The organism is Streptomyces sp. 35G-GA-8 (genome assembly GCF_023534745.1).
Taxonomy (GTDB): Bacteria; Actinomycetota; Actinomycetes; order Streptomycetales; family Streptomycetaceae; genus Streptomyces.
In genome coordinates this window covers 113,062-134,179 of the sequence record NZ_JAMHJQ010000011.1, presented here as the reverse complement: position 1 = coordinate 134,179, position 21,118 = coordinate 113,062, and the positions used below count along the sequence as shown (strand labels likewise).

At 71.7% G+C, this 21,118-nt stretch carries 16 protein-coding genes; 12 read left to right on the top strand and 4 right to left on the bottom strand.

Going from position 1 to position 21,118, the window contains the following annotated elements:
* Positions 1–51 precede the first annotated feature (51 nt).
* From M1203_RS25375 to M1203_RS25340, 8 genes are all read left to right on the top strand, one after another.
* Positions 52–876 (top strand): TIGR03084 family metal-binding protein, encoded by an 825-nt coding sequence (locus tag M1203_RS25375; RefSeq protein WP_249952113.1) that lies wholly within the window; start codon positions 52–54, stop codon positions 874–876.
* Entirely contained in the window at positions 873–2,624 is a 1,752-nt protein-coding gene (locus tag M1203_RS25370) for an acyclic terpene utilization AtuA family protein (RefSeq protein WP_249952112.1), read from the top strand. The genes M1203_RS25375 and M1203_RS25370 overlap by 4 nt, the downstream gene beginning before the upstream one ends.
* Positions 2,621–4,219, top strand: a complete 1,599-nt coding sequence (locus tag M1203_RS25365) for a carboxyl transferase domain-containing protein (protein ID WP_249952111.1) — start codon at positions 2,621–2,623, stop codon at positions 4,217–4,219. The genes M1203_RS25370 and M1203_RS25365 overlap by 4 nt, the downstream gene beginning before the upstream one ends.
* An 8-nt stretch (positions 4,220–4,227) precedes the next feature.
* On the top strand, positions 4,228–6,276 hold the full coding sequence (locus M1203_RS25360) for a biotin carboxylase N-terminal domain-containing protein (protein ID WP_249952110.1): 2,049 nt from the start codon (positions 4,228–4,230) through the stop codon (positions 6,274–6,276).
* Positions 6,273–7,451 (top strand): acyl-CoA dehydrogenase family protein, encoded by a 1,179-nt coding sequence (locus M1203_RS25355; protein ID WP_249952109.1) that lies wholly within the window; start codon positions 6,273–6,275, stop codon positions 7,449–7,451. The genes M1203_RS25360 and M1203_RS25355 overlap by 4 nt, the downstream gene beginning before the upstream one ends.
* A 101-nt stretch (positions 7,452–7,552) precedes the next feature.
* Positions 7,553–9,163: a 4-coumarate--CoA ligase family protein gene (locus M1203_RS25350; RefSeq protein ID WP_249952108.1), complete on the top strand. Its 1,611-nt coding sequence runs from the start codon at positions 7,553–7,555 to the stop codon at positions 9,161–9,163.
* Positions 9,160–9,924, top strand: coding sequence for an enoyl-CoA hydratase family protein (locus M1203_RS25345; RefSeq protein ID WP_249952107.1), 765 nt, complete (start codon positions 9,160–9,162; stop codon positions 9,922–9,924). Before M1203_RS25350 ends, M1203_RS25345 begins: the two co-directional genes overlap by 4 nt.
* Positions 9,912–10,511: a TetR/AcrR family transcriptional regulator gene (locus M1203_RS25340; protein WP_249952106.1), complete on the top strand. Its 600-nt coding sequence runs from the start codon at positions 9,912–9,914 to the stop codon at positions 10,509–10,511. Before M1203_RS25345 ends, M1203_RS25340 begins: the two co-directional genes overlap by 13 nt.
* Before the next feature lie 114 nt (positions 10,512–10,625).
* Here M1203_RS25340 and M1203_RS25335 read toward each other — a convergent pair whose 3' ends face one another.
* Positions 10,626–11,750: a citrate synthase 2 gene (locus M1203_RS25335; RefSeq protein ID WP_249952105.1), complete on the bottom strand. Its 1,125-nt coding sequence runs from the start codon at positions 11,748–11,750 to the stop codon at positions 10,626–10,628.
* A gap of 360 nt (positions 11,751–12,110) precedes the next feature.
* Between M1203_RS25335 and pdxH the strand changes: the two genes are divergently transcribed.
* Both pdxH and M1203_RS25325 read left to right on the top strand, forming a co-directional pair.
* Entirely contained in the window at positions 12,111–12,764 is a 654-nt protein-coding gene (gene pdxH / locus M1203_RS25330; RefSeq protein WP_249952104.1) for a pyridoxamine 5'-phosphate oxidase, read from the top strand.
* 504 nt (positions 12,765–13,268) lie between these two features.
* Entirely contained in the window at positions 13,269–14,744 is a 1,476-nt protein-coding gene (locus M1203_RS25325) for a PAS domain-containing protein (protein ID WP_249952103.1), read from the top strand.
* A gap of 137 nt (positions 14,745–14,881) precedes the next feature.
* On the opposite strand, the gene M1203_RS25320 is transcribed toward M1203_RS25325, so the two are convergent.
* The 3 genes from M1203_RS25320 to M1203_RS25310 form a co-directional block, all read right to left on the bottom strand.
* Positions 14,882–16,411 carry a SulP family inorganic anion transporter gene (locus tag M1203_RS25320; RefSeq protein WP_249952102.1) on the bottom strand — a complete coding sequence of 510 codons (1,530 nt, stop codon included), beginning with the start codon at positions 16,409–16,411 and terminating at the stop codon, positions 14,882–14,884.
* 70 nt (positions 16,412–16,481) lie between these two features.
* Entirely contained in the window at positions 16,482–17,066 is a 585-nt protein-coding gene (locus M1203_RS25315; RefSeq protein ID WP_249952101.1) for a carbonic anhydrase, read from the bottom strand.
* 618 nt (positions 17,067–17,684) lie between these two features.
* Positions 17,685–18,440: an SIS domain-containing protein gene (locus M1203_RS25310; protein ID WP_249952100.1), complete on the bottom strand. Its 756-nt coding sequence runs from the start codon at positions 18,438–18,440 to the stop codon at positions 17,685–17,687.
* A gap of 289 nt (positions 18,441–18,729) precedes the next feature.
* On the opposite strand from M1203_RS25310, the gene M1203_RS25305 reads away from it, so the two are divergent.
* Positions 18,730–19,422 carry a metal-dependent transcriptional regulator gene (locus M1203_RS25305; protein ID WP_249952099.1) on the top strand — a complete coding sequence of 231 codons (693 nt, stop codon included), beginning with the start codon at positions 18,730–18,732 and terminating at the stop codon, positions 19,420–19,422.
* A gap of 794 nt (positions 19,423–20,216) precedes the next feature.
* Positions 20,217–21,080, top strand: coding sequence for an alpha/beta fold hydrolase (locus M1203_RS25300; RefSeq protein WP_249952098.1), 864 nt, complete (start codon positions 20,217–20,219; stop codon positions 21,078–21,080).
* Positions 21,081–21,118: the final 38 nt, after the last annotated feature.

Here is a 21,118-nt window from a genome sequence, read left to right as displayed (position 1 = left end):
CTGCCATGCTCCGGGGCACGCACACCGTCGTGCCCCGAGGGGAGCGCATTCGTGTCCGACTCCGGCTCTGCCGAAGTGTTCGGTGATCTGCACAGCGAGAGCGAGGAACTCGACCGGCTGGTCGCCCCACTGGAGCCCGGGAGATGGCTTCTCGCGACCCCGTCGCCCGGTTGGTCCATCGCCCATCAGATCGCCCATCTGACCTGGACCGACTCCGCCGCGCTGCTCGCCCTGACCGACCCGGGGTCCTTCGCCGCCGAGTCCGGCAAGGCCCTGGCCGCCCCCGACACCTTCGTCGACGAGGGCGCGGCGGCCGGCGCCGTACTTCCGCCCGCCGAGCTGCTCGCCCGATGGCGCGACGGGCGCGCGCGGCTGCACCGGGCCCTGCGCGGGGCGCCGCCCGGCGGGCGCTTCCCCTGGTACGGGCCGCCGATGAGCGCCGCCTCGATGGCGACCGCACGGCTGATGGAGACCTGGGCGCACGGCCAGGACATCGCGGACGCGCTCGGCGTACGCCGCGAGCCGACCGCGCGGCTGCGCCATGTGGCGTGGATCGGCGTACGGGCCCGTGACTACGCCTACGCCGTACGGGCCCGTGACTACGCCTACGCCGTACGGGGCGAGCAGCCGCCCGCCGGTCCGTTCCGTATCGAACTGACCGGCCCAGGCGGCGAGTTGTGGACGTACGGCCCCGAGGACGCGGCCCAGCGCGTGACCGGGCCCGCGCTCGACTTCTGTCTGCTGGTGACCCAGCGGGCGCACCGCGCGGATCTCGCCGTACGGGCCGAGGGCCCCGACGCCGACGCGTGGCTGGACATCGCGCAGGCCTTCGCCGGACCGGCGGGCCCCGGCCGGGCGCCCAAGGGGGCCCGATGACCGTCGGTTCCCCGGCTGCTTCCCCGCCCGGCGTGCTGCGGATCGGGAACGCCTCCGGCTTCTACGGCGACCGCTTCGACGCGCTGCGCGAGATGCTCACGGGCGGTCCGCTCGATGTCCTCACCGGCGACTATCTCGCCGAGCTGACCATGCTCATCCTCGGCAGGGACCGGCGGAAGAACCCGGACACGGGCTATGCGAAGACGTTCCTGCGGCAGCTGGAGGAGGGCCTTGGACTCGCCCATGAGCGGGGCGTCAGGATCGTCACCAACGCGGGCGGACTGAACCCGGCCGGACTCGCCGCCGCCGTACGCGCGCTGGCCGCGCGGGTGGGCGTGCCCGTACGGGTCGCCCATGTCGAAGGGGACGATCTCCTCGCCCGGGGCGGCTGGGGCGACGGCGTCCTCACCGCCAACGCCTACCTCGGCGGCGCCGGAATCGCCGCCTGTCTGCGGGCCGGTGCCGATGTCGTGATCACCGGACGCGTGACGGACGCGGCGCTGGTGACCGGGCCCGCCGCCGCGCACTTCGGCTGGGACCCCGGCCACCCCGACCGCCCCGGCGATCTCGACGCGCTCGCGGGCGCGGTCGTCGCCGGGCATGTGCTGGAGTGCGGTACGCAGGCGACCGGCGGGAACTACTCCTTCTTCACCCGGCACGACACATGCGGGCACGACACGCGCCGCCCCGGCTTTCCGCTCGCCGAGATCCACGCCGACGGCTCGGCGGTCATCACCAAGCACGACGGCACGGGCGGAATGGTCGACATCGGTACGGTCACCGCGCAGCTGCTGTACGAGACCGGCGGCGCCCGGTACGCGGGGCCCGATGCCACCGCGCGCCTCGACACCGTGCGGCTCGACCAGGACGGGCCCGACCGCGTCAGGATCTCCGGCGTACGGGGCGAGCCGCCGCCCCCGGCCCTCAAGGTCGGCCTCAACCGGCTCGGCGGGCTGCGCAACGAGATCGTCTTCGTCCTCACCGGCCTCGACATCGACGCCAAGGCCCGGCTGGTGCGCGGCCAGATGGAGGACGCGCTCGCCGGACGGCGCCCCGCCGAGGTCCGCTGGGAGCTGGCCCGTACGGACCGGCCGGACGCCGACACCGAGGAGACCGCCAGCGCCCTGCTGCGCCTCGTCGTGCGCGACAGCGATCCGGAGGCGGTGGGCCGGGCGGTCAGCGGGGCGGCGATCGAGCTGGCGCTCGGCAGCTACCCCGGGTTCCATGTCACCGCCCCGCCGGGCAACGGCGTGCCGTACGGGGTCTTCGAGGCGGCGTACGTGGACGCCTCCGACGTCGCCCACACGGCCGTGCTCCCCGACGGGCGGCGCCTGGCGGTGCCCGCTCCCTCACGTACCAAGGCACTTGAGCCGGTCCCGGCGCCCCCGCTGCCGGAACCCCTGCCCGCCGGTCTGCCCACCCGCCGCGCGCCCCTCGGGCTCGTCGTGGGCGCCCGCAGCGGCGACAAGGGCGGCGACGCCAACGTCGGTGTCTGGGCGAGGAGCGAGGACGGCTGGCGCTGGCTCGCCCATCAGCTGACGACCGACAGATTCCGGGAGCTGATCCCGGAAAGCCGGGAGTTGACCGTGGTCCGGCAGCTCCTGCCCCGGCTGCGCGCCGTCAACTTCACCGTCGAGGGGCTGCTCGGCGAGGGTGTCGCCGCCCAGGCCCGGTTCGATCCCCAGGCGAAGGCGCTCGGTGAGTGGCTGCGCGCCCGGTACGCCGATATCCCGGAGGTCCTGCTGTGACCGTGCTCCCCTCGGCCCTCGACACCGCGTCCGCCGACTACGGCGCCCACCGCGCCGCCATGCTCGGCAAGCTCGACGAACTGGCCGCCGAACACGCCAAGGCACTCGCGGGCGGCGGGGAGAAGTACACCGCCAGGCACCGGAAGCGCGGCAAGCTGCTCGCGCGCGAGCGGATCGAGCTGCTGCTCGACCCCGACACCCCGTTCCTCGAACTGTCCCCGCTCGCCGCCTGGGGCAGTGACTATCCGGTCGGCGCGTCCATGGTCACCGGGATCGGTGTGGTCGAGGGCGTCGAGTGTCTGATCACCGCCAACGATCCGACCGTACGCGGCGGCGCCTCCAACCCCTGGACGCTGAAGAAGGCCCTGCGCGCCAACGAGATCGCCTTCGCCAACCGGCTGCCCGTCATCAGCCTGGTCGAGTCCGGTGGCGCCGATCTCCCCTCCCAGAAGGAGATCTTCATCCCCGGCGGCGCGCTCTTCCGCGATCTCACCCGGCTCTCCGCCGCCGGTATTCCCACCGTCGCGGTCGTGTTCGGCAACTCCACGGCGGGCGGCGCGTACGTCCCCGGGATGTCCGACCACACCGTCATGATCAAGGAACGGTCGAAGGTCTTCCTCGGCGGCCCGCCCCTGGTGAAGATGGCCACCGGCGAGGAGAGCGACGACGAATCGCTCGGCGGCGCCGAGATGCACGCCCGCACGTCCGGGCTCGCCGACCACTATGCGCTGGACGAACAGGACGCGATCCGGCGCGCGCGGCGGATCGTCGCCCGGCTCAACTGGCGCAAGGCACACCCCGATCCGGGCCCGGCCGAGCCGCCGAAGTACGACGAGGACGAACTGCTCGGCATCGTCCCCGGCGATCTGAAGATCCCCTTCGATCCGCGCGAGGTCATCGCGAGGATCGTGGACGGCTCGGACTTCGACGAGTTCAAACCGCTGTACGGGCCGAGCCTGGTGACCGGCTGGGCGCGGCTGCATGGCTACCCGGTGGGGGTGCTCGCCAACGCGCGGGGCGTGCTGTTCTCCGCCGAGTCGCAGAAGGCCGCGCAGTTCATCCAGCTCGCCAATCAGCGCGACATCCCCCTCGTCTTCCTGCACAACACCACGGGCTACATGGTCGGCAGGGAGTACGAGCAGGGCGGCATCATCAAGCACGGCGCGATGATGATCAACGCGGTCTCGAACTCGCGCGTCCCCCATCTGTCCGTGCTGATGGGGGCGTCGTACGGCGCCGGGCACTACGGCATGTGCGGTCGCGCGTACGACCCCCGCTTCCTCTTCGCCTGGCCCAGCGCCAAGTCCGCGGTGATGGGCCCGCAGCAGCTCGCCGGGGTCCTGTCGATCGTGGCGCGGGCCTCGGCGGCGGCGAAGGGGCAGCCATATGACGAAGGCGGGGACGCGGCGCTGCGCGCGATGGTGGAGCGGCAGATCGAGTCCGAGTCGCTGCCGGTGTTCCTCTCCGGGCGGCTGTACGACGACGGGGTCATCGACCCGCGCGACACCCGTACCGTCCTCGGCCTGTGCCTGTCCGCCGTCCACACCGCCCCGGTCGAGGGTGCCCGGGGCGGCTTCGGCGTCTTCCGGATGTGAGGTCCCAGATGATCGAGTCCTTGCTCGTCGCCAACCGGGGCGAGATCGCCTGCCGGGTCTTCCGGACCTGCCGCGAACGGGGGATCGCCACCGTCGCGGTCCACTCGGACGCCGACGCGGGCGCGCTGCACGTACGGGAGGCGGACGCGGCCGTACGACTGCCGGGGGCCGCGCCGGCCGACACCTATCTGCGCGGCGATCTGATCGTGAAGGCCGCGCTCGCGGCGGGCGCCGACGCGGTGCATCCGGGGTACGGCTTCCTCTCCGAGAACGCGGAGTTCGCGCGGGCGGTGCTGGACGCGGGCCTCGTCTGGGTCGGGCCGCCGCCGGACGCGATCGAGGCGATGGCGTCCAAGACCCGGGCGAAGGAGCTGATGGCGGCGGCGGGCGTTCCGCTGATGGCGGCGGTGGATCCGGCCGCCGCCACCGCGGCCGATCTGCCGCTGCTGCTGAAGGCGGCGGCGGGCGGCGGTGGCCGCGGTATGCGGATCGTGCGTGAACTCTCCTCGCTGGACGAGGAGTTGTCGGCCGCGTCGGCTGAGGCCGGGTCCGCGTTCGGGGACGGGGAGGTCTTCGCCGAGCCGTATGTGGAGCGCGGCAGACATGTGGAGGTGCAGATCCTGGCGGACGCGCACGGCACGGTGTGGGCGCTGGGCACCCGGGACTGCTCCCTGCAACGCAGACACCAGAAGGTGATCGAGGAGTGTCCGGCGCCCGGTCTCCCGGACGAGCTGTGTGCGGTACTGCGCGAGGCGGCCGTGGCCGCGGCCCGCGCGGTCGACTACCGGGGCGCGGGCACGGTCGAGTTCCTGATCTCGCCCGAGGGGCGGCCGTACTTCCTGGAGATGAACACCCGCCTCCAGGTCGAACACCCGGTGACGGAAGAGGTGTTCGGGCTGGATCTGGTGGCCCTGCAACTCGCCGTCGCGGAGGGCGCCGCGCTGCCCGCGCAGCCGCCGGCCGCCCAGGGGCACGCGGTGGAAGCGCGGCTCTACGCGGAGGATCCGACGGCGGGGTGGGCGCCTCAGACGGGGCGGCTGCACGCGCTGGAGGTGGCGGGTCAGCTGCCAGGACAGGCGGCGGGTCAGGTGCCCGGACAGGTGCCAGGGCAGGCGGCGGGCCGGGCGCCGGGGCCTGTTCCGACGGCCGCCTCCGTGCCACGCCTGCGCGTCGACACCGGCTACACGCACGGAGACACCATCGGGACGCACTACGACGCCATGCTCGCGAAGGTCATCGTCTGGGCCCCCACGCGCGCCGAGGCGCTGCGCGGGCTCCGCCACGCGCTGCGCCGCGCCCGGGTGCACGGCCCCGGCACCAACCGGGACCTGCTCGTACGGTCGCTCGCCCACCCCGACGTCACCGAAGCCCGGTTCGACACCGGCTTCTACGAACGGCATCTGGACGCGCTCACCACCCCCGTCCCCGGCGAGCGGCACGCCGCCGTCGCCGCCGCGCTCGCCGACGCGGCGACCCGTACCGCCAGCGGGGCGCTGCCCGCGCGGCTCGGCGGCTGGCGCAATGTGGGCACGCCCGCGCAGCGCAAGACGTACGGGGACCACGAGGTGCGCTACCGGGCCACCCGGGACGGTTTCGTGGTGGAGGCCGACGAAGGCGACGACGTACAGGTCGTCGCCGCGGCGCCGCACCGCGTCAGCCTCGACATCGGCGGTGTCGTACGGCACTTCGACGTCCGCGCGTACGGCGACGAGGTCCATGTGGACAGCGCCACCGGCGCGTACCGGCTGATCGCCCGGCCGCGGTTCGAGGAGACCGGCCACCGCACCCCGCCCGGATCGCTGCTCGCGCCGATGCCCGGGACCGTCGTACGGCTGGCTCCCGGGCTGGCCGAAGGCGCCCGGGTCACCGCCGGGCAGCCGCTCATCTGGCTGGAGGCCATGAAGATGGAGCACCGCGTCACCGCTCCCGGCTCCGGCACGCTCACCGCGCTCCATGCCGTCCCCGGCCGCCAGGTCGAGGTCGGCGCCCTGCTCGCCGTCGTCACCGATACCGACGTACAGGACGCCCAGGACGCCCAGGAGGAATCGTCACCATGAGTCACAGCAGTCACAGCAGCCATAGCAGTCCCAACGCGAGCAACAGCAGCATCATCGAGAGCGAAGAGCACACCGCGCTGCGCGCCGCCGTCGCCGCCCTCGGCCGCCGCCATGGCCGCGGATACGACCGCGAGACCCTGTGGCGCGAGGCCGGCAAGCTCGGCTACCTCGGCGTGAACCTCCCCGAGGAGTACGGCGGCGGAGGCGGCGGGATCACCGAACTCTCCCTGGTGTTGGAAGAGTTGGGGGGAGCCGGCTGCCCGCTGCTGCTGATGGTCGTCTCGCCCGCCATCTGCGGCACCGTGATCTCCCGCTTCGGCACGGACGAACAGAAGCGGCGGTGGCTGCCCGGTCTCGCGGACGGCTCCCTCACCATGGCCTTCGGCATCACCGAACCCGACGCCGGCTCCAACTCGCACCGGATCACGACCACGGCGCGCAGGGACGGCGACGACTGGGTGCTGAACGGCCGCAAGGTCTTCATCTCCGGTGTCGACCTCGCCGACGCGACCCTCGTCGTCGGCCGTACCGAGGACGCGCGGACGGGCAGCCTCAAGCCCTGTCTGTTCATCGTCCCCCGCGACACCGAGGGCTTCCACCGCTCCCTGATCGAGATGGAACTCCACGCCGTGGAGAAGCAGTTCGAGCTGGTCCTCGATGACGTACGGCTGCCCGCCGACGCGCTCGTCGGCGACGAGGACGCCGGGCTGCTCCAGCTCTTCGCGGGGCTCAACCCCGAGCGGATCATGACCGCCGCCTTCGCCCTCGGCATGGGCCGCTACGCGCTGGACCGGGCGGTCGAGTACGCGAGGACCCGCCAGGTGTGGAAGGAGCCCATCGGCGCCCACCAGGCCATCGCGCATCCGCTCGCCCAGGCCCATATCGAACTCGAACTCGCGCGCCTCATGATGCGCAAGGCCGCCCATCTCTACGACGCGGGCGACGACACCGGCGCGGGCGAGGCCGCCAACATGGCCAAGTACGCCGCCGGAGAAGCCTGTGTCAGGGCCGTCGACCAGGCCGTGCACACCCTCGGCGGCAACGGGCTCACCCGTGAGTACGGTCTGGCGTCCCTCATCACGGCCGCCCGGGTGGCCCGGATCGCGCCCGTCAGCCGGGAAATGATCCTGAATTACGTATCCCACCAGTCCCTGGGTCTCCCCAAGTCGTACTGACACAGGGGATCCTGTCTCTCCCCGTATGTCCAGCACGTCCGCACGTCCAGTAGGGCCCGCACGTCCGGCACGCCGCACGTCCACCGCGTCGAAGGGTCGTCATGGTGTTCCACAGCGAGTACGCGGATGTCCCGGCCGTCGAACTGCCCATCCACGAGGCCGTGCTCGGCCGGGCGGCCACATACGGCGACACCGTCGCCCTCATCGACGGCGTGACCGGCGCGAGCACGACGTACACCGAGCTCGACGCCTTCCACCGCCGGATCGCCGCCGCGCTCACCGACGCCGGGGTGCGCAAAGGAGACGTCCTCGCCCTGCACAGCCCGAACACCGTGGCGTACCCCGCCGTCTTCTACGCCGCCACGCGCGCCGGCGCCTCCGTCACCACCGTCCACCCCCTCGCCACGCCCGAAGAACTCGCCACGCAGCTGCGCGACTGCGCCGCCCGCTGGATCGTCACCGTCTCGCCGCTGCTCGACGCGGCCCGCAGATCGGCCGAACTCGTCGGCGGCATCGAGGAGATCTTCGTCTGCGACCGGGCGGAGGGGCACCGCTCGATCCTGGACCTGGCGCGGTCGACGGCCCCCGAGCCCGAGATCGCCATCGACCCGGTCGAGGACATCGCGGCCCTGCCGTACTCCTCGGGCACCACCGGCCTCCCCAAGGGCGTCATGCTGACGCACCGCTCGATCGCCACCAATCTCGCGCAGCTCGAACCGGTCATGCCCATGGGGCCGGGCGACCGTATCCTCGCCGTTCTGCCGTTCTTCCACATCTACGGGCTGACCGCCCTGATGAACGCGCCGCTGCGGCACGGCGCGACGGTCGTCGTCCTGCCCCGCTTCGATCTCGACCAGTTCCTCGCGGCCATCGAGAAGTACCGCGTCAACGGCCTGTACGTCGCCCCGCCCATAGTCCTCGCGCTGGCCAAGCACCCGGCCGTCGCGCGGTACGACCTCTCCTCGCTCGACTACGTCCTGAGCGCCGCGGCCCCACTGGACGCCCGGCTCGCCGCCGCCTGTTCGGCCCGGCTCGGGCTCCCGCCCGTACGGCAGGCGTACGGCATGACGGAGCTGTCACCCGGCACACATGTGGTGCCGCTGACCGCCGAGAACCCGCCGCCGGGCGCCGTCGGCAAGCTCCTGCCCAGTACGGAGATGCGCGTCGTCGCGCTGGACGACCCGGACAAGGACCTCGACCCGGGCGCCGAGGGCGAGATCCTCCTGCGCGGCCCGCAGGTCATGAAGGGATATCTCGGCCGCCCCGAGGCCACCGCCGAGCTGATCGACGACGCGGGCTGGGTGCGCACCGGCGATGTGGGCCGGGTGGACGCCGACGGCTGGCTCTTCGTCGTCGACCGGGTCAAGGAGCTGATCAAGTACAAGGGGTTCCAGGTCGCCCCCGCCGATCTGGAGGCGCTGCTGCTCACCCATGAGCGCATCGCGGACGCGGCGGTGATCGGGGTCCTCGACGAGGACGGCAATGAGGTGCCCAAGGCATACATTGTTCGCCAGTCGGGTGCGGGCGTGCTCACGGCGGAGGACGTCATGGCCTTCGTCGCCGAACGCGTCGCCCCGTACAAGAAGGTCCGCCGGGTCGAATTCGTCGGAGGCGTACCCCGCGCCGCCTCCGGAAAGATCCTCAGACGTGAGCTGAGGGAACGCGAACTGAGGGACCGGGAAGCGCGGGACCGCGAGAGGAAGAACACGTGACGCAGACGCAGCCACCGGCGTCCGGGCCCGCGCTGGTCACCACGGCGCACGAGCGGGGCATCACCACGCTGACCCTGGACTCACCGGCGAACCGCAACGCCCTGTCGGCGCGGCTCGTCGACGCGCTCGGTGACGCCCTCACGGCCTGCGCCAAGGACCCGGCCGTACGGGCCGTGCTGCTCACCCACACCGGCACCACCTTCAGCGCGGGCGCCGATCTGAAGGAACCGGCCAACCCGTACACCTTCATCGCCCTGATGCGGCAGATCATCGAGCTGCCGAAGCCGGTCGTCGCGCGCGTCAGCGGCCATGTCCGGGCCGGTGGCATCGGGCTGCTCGGCGCGTGCGACATCGCTGTCGCCGACCGTACGTCCGACTTCGCCTTCACGGAGGTACGGATCGGAGTCGCCCCGGCCGTGATCTCGCTGCCGCTGCTGCCCCGCGTCGAACCGCGCGCGGCGGCCCGCTACTACCTCACCGGCGAGCGCTTCGACGCCGGGCGCGCCGCCTCCGCCGGGGTGATCACCGAGGCCGCGGACGATGTGGACGCCGCGCTTGCGCCCGTGCTCGACGGACTGCGCAGGGCCTCGCCGCAAGGGCTGGCCGAGTCCAAGAAGCTGCTCACGGTCGGTGTGCTGGACGCCTTCGAGCGGTATGCCGAGGATCTTGTCCAGCGCTCCGCCTCGCTCTTCGTGACGGCGGAGGCGCGCGAGGGCATCACGGCGTTCCTCGAACGACGGGACGCCTCGTGGGTGCGATAGGTCCTGTCCGGGCCGCGCCGAAACAGGACCGCAGCCGCGCCACCCGGCGGGGACTGCTGGAGGCGGCCGTGGCCTGCCTCGCCGAGTACGGCTGGGCGGGTTCCACGGTCGCCGTCGTCGCCGAGCGCGCGGGTGTCTCGCGCGGGGCGGCGCAGCACCACTTCCCGACCCGCGAGGACCTGTTCACCGCGGCCGTCGAGTATGTGGCGGAGGAACGCTCCTCCGCGCTGCGCGCCCTGGTCCCGGCCGGGCCCGGGCACCGCCACGCGGCGGTCGAGGGCATCGTCGCGCTCTATACGGGCCCGCTGTTCCGCGCGGCGCTGCATCTCTGGGTCGCGGCCTCCGACGAGGACCAGCTGCGGCCCCGCGTCACCGAACTGGAGGCCCGGGTCGGCCGCGAGTCCCACCGGATCGCGGTCGAACTGCTGGGCGCGGACGAGTCCGTGCCGGGCGTGCGCGAGACCGTGCAGGGGCTGCTCGACATGGCGCGCGGCCTGGGGCTGGCGACGCTGCTGACGGACGACGCGCGGCGGCGGGAGCGGGTCGTGGCGCAGTGGGCGCGGATCCTGGACGGCGTGCTCGGCTGAGCGGACCGGCTGCCCCGGCCACGGCGGCGGCTGCCCCGGCCGCGGCGGCTGCCCCGTCGGACGGTCCGACGGGGCAGGGAGTCCGTCCGGCTCCGGGCGCTCGGCGCCGGGCGCTCAGCGCGCGATCGCGTCGTACCCCTCGATCTCACGCGGGCTCCGCGTCCCGGGCCCCACATAGCGCGCCGAAGGACGCACCAGCCGGCCCGTGCGCTTCTGCTCCAGGATGTGCGCCGACCAGCCGGCCGTACGGGCACAGGTGAACATCGACGTGAACATGTGCGCCGGGACCTCCGCGAAGTCCAGCACGATCGCCGCCCAGAACTCGACGTTCGTCGCGAGCACCCGGTCGGGCCTGCGCGCGTGCAGCTCGTCCAGCGCGGCCTTCTCCAGCGCCTCCGCCACCTCGAACCGCGGCGCGGCCAGCTCCCGGGCCGTACGCCGCAGCACCCGCGCCCGCGGGTCCTCGGCCCGGTAGACCCGGTGTCCGAAGCCCATCAGCCGCTCGCCCTTGTCCAGGGCCCGCTTGACGTACGCCGTCGCGTCGCCCGTGCGCTCGATCTCCTCGATCATGTGGAGGACCCGCGAGGGCGCGCCGCCGTGCAGCGGCCCCGACATGGCGCCGACCGCACCCGACAGGGCCGCGGCCACATCGGCGCCGGTGGACGCGATGACCCGGGCGGTGAATGTGGAGGCGTTCATTCCGTGCTCGGCGGCCGATGTCCAGTAGGCGTCGACGGCCCGCACATGCCGGGGGTCGGGCTCACCGCGCCAGCGGATCATGAAGCGCTCGACGACGGACTCGGCCTTGTCGATCTCCCTCTGCGGCACCATCGGCACCCCCTGACCGCGGGCCGACTGGGCGACGTACGAGAGCGCCATCACCGCGGCACGCGCCAGATCCTCACGGGCCGTCCGCTCATCGATGTCGAGGAGCGGTTTGAGCCCCCACACGGGCGCGAGCATCGCCAGCGCGGCCTGGACGTCGACCCGGATGTCACCGGAGTGGATCGGGATGGGGAACGGCTCGGCGGGCGGCAGACCGGGCGCGAACGCCCCGTCGACCAGCAGCCCCCATACATTGCCGAAGGACACCTGGCCGACGAGATCCTCGATGTCGACGCCCCGGTAGCGGAGCGAGCCGCCCGCCTTGTCCGGTTCGGCGATCTCCGTCTCGAACGCGACGACTCCTTCGAGTCCGGGGACGAACGAGTTGTCCAAGGAGGTGTCGGAAGCGGACATCAGGCGGCTCCTCTGAGGTGGGGGCGGACTTCGGCGGGTCGGTCACCCCGGTGGATGCCCCCTGCGGCAGCCGTCCGGGAGTCGGGAACGTCCGGGAGGCAGGAACGATAGCCCCTGGTGTACGAAGGCCACAGTGGCCTGCCCCAAGATTTTGGCGGGTTCCTCCGATGCGGGGAAGCGTGATAACCGGCACACTGCCAGACTTCCGCCCCGGGGGATTAGCGGCACCCGGTGCCGGGAAAACTGAGCCTGCGGCAGGATGGCCGCGTGCCTTACGAGACTCCGGATCCCGTCGATCCCGCCGATGCCGCAGATCCTGCCGATCCCGCTGATCGTGCCGATCCCGCGGACCCAGCCGCGATGCGCGAGCAGTACCGCACCACCCCGCTCCTGGAGAAGGACCTCGCGCCCGCGCCGATGGAGCAGTTCGCCCGCTGGTTCAAGGACGCGGTGAGCGCGGGCATCCACGAGCCGAACGCGATGGTCGTCGCGACGGCCACCCCCGATGGCCGGCCCTCCTCGCGCATGGTGCTGCTGAAGGCGTACGACGACCGGGGCTTCGTCTTCTACACGAACTACACGTCCCGCAAGAGCGACGAGATCGAGTCGAACCCGTCCGTCTCGCTGCTCTTCCCGTGGCACCCCCTGGCCCGCCAGATCACCATCACGGGCACCGCCGTGCGCACCGGCCGCGACGAGACCGCCGCGTACTTCCGCACCCGCCCGCACGGCTCCCAGCTGGGCGCCTGGGCCAGTGACCAGTCCAGCCCGATCGCCTCCCGCGAGGAACTGCTCCAGCGCTACGACGAGCTGGCGTCCCGCTACCCGGAGGACGAGCGGGTGCCGGTGCCGCCGCAGTGGGGCGGCTACCGCGTCACACCGAGGACCGTCGAGTTCTGGCAGGGCCATGAGAACCGGCTCCACGACCGGCTGCGCTACGTACGCGAAGGTGAGGGCGAGGGCGCAGGCAGGGGCGAGGGCGTCGGCTGGCGGGTGGAGCGGCTCTGCCCGTAGACGTCCGGGGATGCCCGTGGAAAAAGCAGTACCCCGCGGGCTCGGGTTCCTCCGAAGAGGAGCCGGCCGGACGTACCGGCGAGCCCGCGGGGCGGTGACTGCTGTGGATTGGGCCGGCGGTTACCGGCTCCGCACTGAGTGCGACAACGGGCCGTCAGCCCGCAGCCACCTCACGAGTCCGGAAAGAAATCACTTCCGAATCACCTCCTTTCAGTGTGAGTCACACCTTAGGAGGGGCCCTGGGGACTCTCAAGCGATTTTCTGAGGGAGTCCGGCGCCGCACGGCTCACACAACGGTTATGCGCTCAAAGGATGCCGGGTACGCTCGTATGCGTGTTCCTCATCGAAACTCTGATCGATTCCCCATGGCGTGTGGTAGCCGGTGTGCGGGACGGCTTTTGGGGTGCGACGATTTCGGGGAACCTTGTGTGTGCTGAGTCACGTTCGAGTTGAATGATCGGGCGTGCGTCAGCACAGGCGGAGACGCCCTGCAGGGGGTGCCAGATGAGTGCTTCTCGGAGTGAGACCACCGATCCGCGCGGGCCGGACAAGCCGGATCCCGATCCCGAATCGGAGAGCGGTGCCGGTGCGGGCGGCGGCGGGGCGGAGCGGGACGAGGCCGGATCCGATCTGCTCGCGGCGTTGCTCGACGGTATGGACGCGGCCCTGTGCGCCTTCGACGCGGACGGCGTGATCACCCACTGGAACCGCGAGGCCGAGCGGATACTCGGCTGGTCCGCCGAGGAGGCCGTCGGACGGCAGGGCTTCGCCGGATGGGCGGCGCGTACCGCCGACGCGGACGAGGTGCGGGCGCGGCTGATGGCCGTGATGGACACGCCCGGGCGGCAGGTGGACGAGTTCGCGCTGCTGCGCAAGGACGGCGGCAGGGTGCTGATACGGACCCAGTCGTCCGGGATGCGCGGGGCTGACGGCAAGCCCGCCGGGGTCTACAGCGCCTTCAGCGAGGTCCATGAGCAGATCGATCTGGAGCGGTCCATCGCGCTGAGCGAGGCGCTTTTCGACGACGCGTCCTGGGGTGTCGTGCTCGTGGACGTCGATCTGCGGCCGACCGTCGTCAATGGATACGCGGCGCGCGCGTTCGGTTCCGGACGTGGCTCGGTGCTCGGCCGGCCGCTGGGCGAGCTGGTCGTGCAGGGCGTCGAGGAGGTGGAGGCCGCGCTCCACCATGTGCTCGCGGAAGGGGCGCCGAAGTCGCCCGCCGAGCTGTGGGTGTCGGTCCCCGTGGCGGACGGGGAGCGGCGGCGCTGCTGGCGCAGCGGATTCCTGCGGCTGGCGTCTCCGCTGGCGGAGGAGCCGGTGCCGCTGGGCGTGGGCTGGATGTTCCAGGATGTGACGGAGTCGAAGCTGGCGGCGCAGGAGGGGGACCGGCTGCGGTTCCGTTCCAGCCAGCTGTACCGGGCGGGGCGCGCGGCGGCGGAGTGCGAGGATCCGTTGGAGGCGGCGACGGTCTATCTGGACTTCGCGCTGGCGGGTTTCGCGGATCACGCGCTGATCGATCTGGTGGCGGGGGAGCGGCCGGACGGGTCGGCGGCTCCCGTACGGCTGGTGCGGGTGGCGGAGACGCCGTCCGGTGGCGGGGCGGGGCAGGGCATGCCCGTCGAGACGGGCGGGATACCGGTGCGGTACGTGACCGGGCATCCGGCGCTTCAGGCGATGGACCGCAATGGCTCGGTACGCGCGAGCGCCCCTGGCGCGTCGGCCGGGTCGGCCGCCTCCGCGCCGGCGCAGGCGCCGGGCGCCGTCCCTTCCCCGGCCTGGGCGACCTATCGGCAGTGGCCACCGGACTCGGTGCACGCCCTGTGTACGGTGCTGCGCAGCCGGGGCCGGTCGCTGGGTGTGGTGACGTTCCTGCGGGGAGCGAGCCGGGCCACCTTCGAACGGCCGGACGCGGTGTACGCGGAGGATGTCACGATCCGCGTGGCGGCGGCCCTGGATCTCTTCGACGTCCTGTCCGACTGAGGTGAGGTCCTGAGACGGTGACCTGAGGCGGTGCCCTGAGACGGCGTCGCGGAGGCCAGGTGCCGGACGGCACGTGCGGCGTTGTCGTGCGTGCGCCGCCGCGCGTGCCGTCCGGTACTTCCCTTACTGACGTACCGTCAGGACGCGCCCGTCCTGGGGCCCGCCGCCGGGCCGCCCTCCCGGAGGGACGCCGTCTCCGGGGGCAGCATCCTGACCGGTTCCGTCTCCGCGTCGTTGTGCCGCAGCGCCCAGTTCTCCAGGGCGATGCGGCACGCGTGGTCGACATGGCGCAGGCCGGACAGATCCAGCTCGATGGGACGGTCCTTCGGCAGCGCCTCCAACTGCTCCATGATGCGCGGCAGTCGCAGGAACGTCGCGTTGCCGGTGACCGACACCACCATCCGGCCGCCCGTGAGTTCATGGACGTCGACATGGAGGTGCGAGATCTCCCAGGCGGTCTTGACGACCGCGAGCAGCAGCCCGAGGACCACGCCCTCGAAGAGGTTCGTGACCAGGATCGCCAGCGCCGTGATGGCGAGGATCACCACCTCGCCGCGGTGCTCCCGCCACAGCGGGCGCAGATCCTTGAACGGTACGAGCTTGCAGCCCGCGTGCACCAGGACACCGGCGAGCGCCGCGAGCGGGATGATGCCGATCGCCGCGGGCAGCAGCGCGGCGAACAGCAGCAGCCACAGGCCGTGCAGGATCCGGGAGAGTGAAGTCCGCGCGCCCGCCTGCACGTTGGCGGAGCTCCGTACGATGACCGCGGTCATCGGCAGCGCGCCGAGCGCCCCGCAGACCGTGTTCCCCACGCCCTGCGCCATGAGTTCCTTGTTGTAGTCCGTGCGCGGGCCGTCATGCATACGGTCCACCGCCGCGGCGCTGAACAGGCTCTCCGCCGAGGCGATCAGGGTGAACGCGAGCACCGTGCCGAGGGCGGCCACGCTCGCGAGCTGCCCGAACTCGTCGAGCCCGGGCGGACGTATGGATTCCAGCAGCCCCTGTACCTCGACCTTGGCGACCGGCAGATCCAGCAGGAAGACCGCGGCGGTGGCCAGCGCCACGGCGGCCAGCGGGCCCGGGATCATCCGGGCCCCGGCCGGGAGGCGGGGCCAGAGGACCAGTACGGCGATGGTCCCGGCTCCGATGAGGAACGCGGTCAGCGCCGTGCCGTTGGTGATGATGTCGCCGGCGAGTCCGGGCAGTCCGGCGATCTTGTCGAGCCCGCCGGACGGCTGTGGGGTGTCCGCCATGGCGTACACCTGGCCGAGCACGAGAACGAGGCCGATGCCGGCCAGCATCCCCTGGACGACGGCGACCGAGATGGCCCGGAACCAGCGGCCGAAGCCGAGGGCACCGAGGGCCAGTTGCAGCAGTCCGGCCACTAGGACGATGGCGCCGAGTGTGCCGACGCCGAACTCCTTGACGGCTTCGTATACGAGGACGGTGAGACCGGCGGCGGGGCCGCTCACCTGAAGTGAGCTTCCGGGGAGGAAGCCCACGACGAGTCCGCCGACGATGCCGGTGACCAGACCGAGTTCGGCGGGGACACCGGAGGCGACCGCCACCCCCACACAGAGGGGCAGGGCGACGAGGAAGACGACGAGGGACGCGAGTATCTCGCGCCGAAGGACACGCTGGTCCTTCAGAAGTGGGAGGGAGAGCATGACGGGTTGTCCTAGCTGTGCGGTCCGCGAGCGGACAGGAGGTGGGGAGAGATCGATGCCGAGACCGCTGTCACAGCGGTCTGAACTCCCCACCCAGCTCGGGCCGGTGGACGCTGATCGCGCCCGTGTCCACTTCGTAGTACCAGGCGTGCAGGGAGAGCCGGCCCTCCGCGAGGCGTTCCCGCACGGCGGGGTAGCTCCTGAGGGTGTCGAGCTGGGCCGCCGCGTGGTGCTGTACGGCGTGGGCGAGGCCTTGCGCCGACGGCAGCTCGGAGGCACCGAGGCCGAGCCAGCCGCGCACGGCGGGAACGGCCGACAGGTCCTCGCCGCGGACCATGGCGCCCACGGCGCCGCAGTGCGAGTGACCGCAGACGACGAGGTCACGGACGTCGAGCACGCGCAGCGCGTACTCGATGGTGGCGGTCTCGCCGCCGGGCCGGTCCGCGTCGTACGGGGGGACGATGTTGCCCGCCGTGCGCAGCTCGAACAGCTCGCCGGGTCGGGCGCCGGTGATGAGAGAGGGGATGACGCGTGAGTCCGAGCAGGTGATGAAGAGCGCTTGCGGCGTCTGCCCCGCCGCGAGATCTCGGAATTCGTCGGGGCGTTCAGCCACCTGCACGGAGAAGGAACGGGCGTTGTCGATGAGGGATTTCATGATGGCCTGCCTCCTGCACCCGCGGGCTCGCCGGGGCGCGGTGTGGTCGGGTCAGTGGGGGGTGAAACGGATGTGCGAGAACTGCGGGTTGAGCATGCGGGTTGAGCGTGAGGGTTGAGGCGTGAGGGTGTGAGACGTGAAGGTCGAAGCGTGAGGGGCGTCGCGCCCTGCCGGATCGCGGCAGTTGGGAGGCCGGCTTCGCGGCTGCCGTGCGGTGGTCCGGGCGGCCGGGTCAGGAAGCGGTCGTCCCGCGTCTGACGGAGGACTCGCGGTCCAGTCGGATTCTCACAGCTCGCCCTTTCCGTCCTTCGGTCTTTCTGTGGTGCCGTGCGGGCGTGGCAGTACGCGCCGACGCGTCCGACACGTCGTCAACTCCGATGATGCCGCACCGAAGTCTCCCCTACTTTGCCTGAACATTACCTCTCTGTGAAAGATCAAAATTCCGCCAAGTGCTCCCGTGGTGACGCAAAGTTGCGGTTCCTGGGAGCGGGAACGGGCCGGGGCCTGCGGGAACGTCCCCCGCAGGCCCCGGATGTCACTCAGACGTCACTCTCGGTTTCCGCTGTTGCGTGTGTCGCATTTCTTTCTGCACACGCCTCTCTTTACCGTAAGAACGTTCTAGTGGCGGTAGAAGATGCGATCGCTGTACTCGGTCATGACCCTGCCGTTCCACTCGGTCCCGCCGTCGACATTCCCCGAGCGCAGCAGCGGGGGTTCGATTCCGCGTTCGACCAATTCCCCGGCCGCCGCGGCCATCATCGCCTGCATCAGGGCGCTGGTGACGACGGTCGAGGCCGGGGCGAACGGAGCCTCGATGCCGTCGGCCGTCAGTTCCGCGTCGCCGACCGCGATCTTGCTGTCCAGCACGATGTCGCAGTGGTCCTTGAGATAGGTCCCGGTGAGGTGCCGGGACTTGGTCTCCGTCGCGTACGCCACGGACGTCACACCGATGACCTTCAGCCCCAGCGCCCGCGCGTTCATCGCCATCTCGACGGGCAGCGCGTTGCGCCCGGAGAGGGAGATGATCACCAGCAGGTCCCCGGCGCGGGCGGGGCTGGAGTCGAGCACGGCGCTCGCCAGCCCGTCGACCCGCTCCAGCGCGGAGCCGAGGGTGGCCGGCATGACATCGACTCCGACCACGCCGGGCACGGTGAGCAGATTCATCACGGCGAAGCCGCCGGCCCGGTAGACGACGTCCTGCGCGGCGAGCGAGGAGTGTCCGGCGCCGAAGGCGAAGAGCCGGCCCCCGGCGGCGACCGTGTCGGCGACGGCGGTTCCGGCGGCGGCGACACTGGCGGACTCCTCGTCGCGTACCCGCTGGAGCAGACCGATCGCCGCATCGAAGAACTGACCGGCCAGGTTGCTCTCGCTCATCGAGGAGGCCCTTCCAGGGTGGGGTTTCAAGGGCGGAACAGGAGGGTGGCGCAGAGGGCGGAGCAGGTGCGGAACGGGGGCCGGGCGGGGGCGGGGAATGTCTGTGCCGCGGATCACGTTGAGGTCTGGACCATTGCTCTGTCAATACGGCGACTCGACATGCGACTCGACATGGCTGTCCCGCCGCATCGGGATCCCGCCCCTTCCGCTCACCACGGCACGGCACGGTTGTCGGTGGTATGCGTCAGAATTGGTTCAGGGCCAGCGCACGATTTATCGAGGGGCATGTATGTCCGGACTGATCGACACGACGGAGATGTACCTCCGCACCATCCTTGAGCTGGAAGAGGAAGGTGTGGTCCCAATGCGCGCCCGGATCGCGGAGCGGCTCGACCAGAGCGGGCCGACGGTGAGCCAGACCGTGGCCCGTATGGAGCGCGACGGACTGGTGCAGGTCGCGGGTGACCGGCATCTGGAGCTGACCGAGGAAGGACGCCGGCTGGCGACGCGCGTCATGCGCAAGCACAGGCTCGCCGAATGTCTCCTGGTCGATGTGATCGGCCTGGAGTGGGAGCAGGTGCACGCGGAGGCGTGCCGCTGGGAGCATGTGATGAGCGAGGCGGTCGAGCGGCGCGTGCTCGAACTGCTCCGCCACCCGACGGAGTCGCCGTACGGCAACCCGATCCCGGGCCTGGAGGAGCTGGGCGAGAAGGCCGAGGCCGACCCGTTCCTGGACGTGGGGCTGGTGAGCCTCGCGGAGCTGGATCCGGGCGCCGAGGGCAAGACGGTCGTGGTGCGGCGGATCGGCGAGCCCATCCAGACCGATGCCCAGCTGATGTACACGCTGCGGCGCGCGGGCGTACAGCCCGGGTCCGTGGTGAGTGTGACGGAGTCCTCCGGCGGGGTATTGGTCGGGAGCAGTGGCGAGGCGGCGGAGCTTCAGTCCGAGGTGGCGTCGCACGTCTTCGTCGCCAAGCGCTGAGGCACGCGGGGTCCCGGATTCCGGGCCCCGCTGACGCAGGGTTCTGTCGTCGGAGGAGCACCGTCCGCCGTCCGCATCTGGGGGCGGGCGGGGCTCCGGTGCGATGGGGCGCGGATATCGCGCGGATGCGTGTACTCGGATGTGCGTGCGGGTGTGCGTACCCGAGGTGTGTGTACGGGGGTGTGCTGAGACTTCCGGCCAAAGAAGTGACTCAGGGGAGCCGCTCCGTGGCCGGAGGGTATGCGCTTTCCGGCCGGAGGGGGCGACGGCTGGGCGTTCGCGTGCCAGTCTGTGGCAGAGGCATATGACCTGAGGTACCGACCGGGGGTGCGGCTCCGGGTCGGCCCGCGGCCGGGGAGGGAGCAGGGTGATGCGCCTGTGCGGGGGTGTGCACTGTGTGTCGCGTCTGCGGTACGGCGCGTATGACCCGCGGCAGTTGCGTGTTCCGCGCACTCCGCCCGAGCCCGGTGGTACGAGCCGGGGTGCCGCGCGAGGGGGCGGCTCCGGCGCCTTTCGGCACCGGAGCCTGTCCTCCCCTGCGCTGACCCGGAGCCCCGAGCTCCCAGGGTCATTCCCCTCGGACCGTCATCCCCGAGCGGCCCGCCTCCCGGTGAAGATCTCCCCAGGGCCGCGTCCGGCAATCCTGGAGCGTGGTCACTCGAACGAGCGGTGTTGCGCGTGGGATTCATATTTTCGAATGAGAGTTCGATAGTCTGGCGCGGCTGGACGCATCGGAACGGGGCCATAGCGGAATCCGACTCGACCACTCAGGACCGAAGGGGGTGCCGGGACGCATGGTGCGGCGCATCGATGTGACCGGAGCGGACGGCGTACGTCTCGCTGCCTGGGAGTTTGCCGACCCGCCCAAGCGACGCGAGGAGACGGAGCGGGCCTCCGGCGTCTTATTGCTGCACGGCCTCATGGGCCGCGCCTCGCACTGGGCCGCCACGGCGCGCTGGCTCTCGGAGCGGCACCGCGCGATCGCGCTCGATCAGCGCGGCCACGGCCGCAGCGACAAGCCGTCCGAGGGACCGTTCACGCGCGAGGCGTACGTGGCCGACGCCGAAGCCGCGATCGAACAGCTCGGGCTGGCGCCCGTCACGCTCGTCGGCCACTCGATGGGCGCGCTCACCGCCTGGCAGCTCGCCGCCAAGCGCCCCGATCTGGTCCGGGCCCTGATCATCTGTGACATGCGGGCCTCGGCGCTGGGGGCGGCGTCCCAGCGGGAGTGGGCGGACTGGTTCCGGGCCTGGCCCGTCCCGTTCGCGACGCTGGCCGACGTACGGAAGTGGTTCGGCGAGGACGACCCCTGGGTGGAGCGTCCCACGCCGGCGCGTGGCGAGTTCTTCGCCGAGGTGATGAAGGAGTGCGCGGACGGCTGGCGCCCCGTCTTCGCGCGCCGCCAGATGCTGACGTCCCGGGAGACCTGGGTCCATGACGCGCACTGGGAGGAGCTGGCGCAGGTCCAGTGCCCCACCCTGGTGGTCCGCGGTCCGGACGGCGAGCTGGGCCGCGCGGAGGCGCAGGAGATGGTGCGGGTGCTGCCGCGCGGCCAGTACGCGGAGGTGACGGACGCGGGCCATCTCGCCCATTACGACCAGCCGGAGGCGTGGCGGGCGGCGATCGAACCGTTCCTGGACGGCGTGCTGACGCCCTGACGTGAGCGGGCCGCCCTGACGCGGCGGCCGCGTCGGGC

Excerpts from the sequence above, each read along its gene's own strand:
- M1203_RS25370 (WP_249952112.1), top strand. The coding sequence starts at position 873 with ATGACCGTCGGTTCCCCGGCTGCTTCCCCGCCCGGCGTGCTGCGGATC.
- M1203_RS25360 (WP_249952110.1), top strand. The coding sequence starts at position 4,228 with ATGATCGAGTCCTTGCTCGTCGCCAACCGGGGCGAGATCGCCTGCCGG.
- M1203_RS25355 (WP_249952109.1), top strand. The coding sequence starts at position 6,273 with ATGAGTCACAGCAGTCACAGCAGCCATAGCAGTCCCAACGCGAGCAAC.
- M1203_RS25350 (WP_249952108.1), top strand. The coding sequence starts at position 7,553 with ATGGTGTTCCACAGCGAGTACGCGGATGTCCCGGCCGTCGAACTGCCC.
- M1203_RS25335 (WP_249952105.1), bottom strand. The coding sequence starts at position 11,750 with ATGTCCGCTTCCGACACCTCCTTGGACAACTCGTTCGTCCCCGGACTC.
- pdxH (WP_249952104.1), top strand. The coding sequence starts at position 12,111 with ATGCGCGAGCAGTACCGCACCACCCCGCTCCTGGAGAAGGACCTCGCG.
- M1203_RS25325 (WP_249952103.1), top strand. The coding sequence starts at position 13,269 with ATGAGTGCTTCTCGGAGTGAGACCACCGATCCGCGCGGGCCGGACAAG.
- M1203_RS25320 (WP_249952102.1), bottom strand. The coding sequence starts at position 16,411 with ATGCTCTCCCTCCCACTTCTGAAGGACCAGCGTGTCCTTCGGCGCGAG.
- M1203_RS25315 (WP_249952101.1), bottom strand. The coding sequence starts at position 17,066 with ATGAAATCCCTCATCGACAACGCCCGTTCCTTCTCCGTGCAGGTGGCT.
- M1203_RS25310 (WP_249952100.1), bottom strand. The coding sequence starts at position 18,440 with ATGAGCGAGAGCAACCTGGCCGGTCAGTTCTTCGATGCGGCGATCGGT.
- M1203_RS25305 (WP_249952099.1), top strand. The coding sequence starts at position 18,730 with ATGTCCGGACTGATCGACACGACGGAGATGTACCTCCGCACCATCCTT.
- M1203_RS25300 (WP_249952098.1), top strand. The coding sequence starts at position 20,217 with ATGGTGCGGCGCATCGATGTGACCGGAGCGGACGGCGTACGTCTCGCT.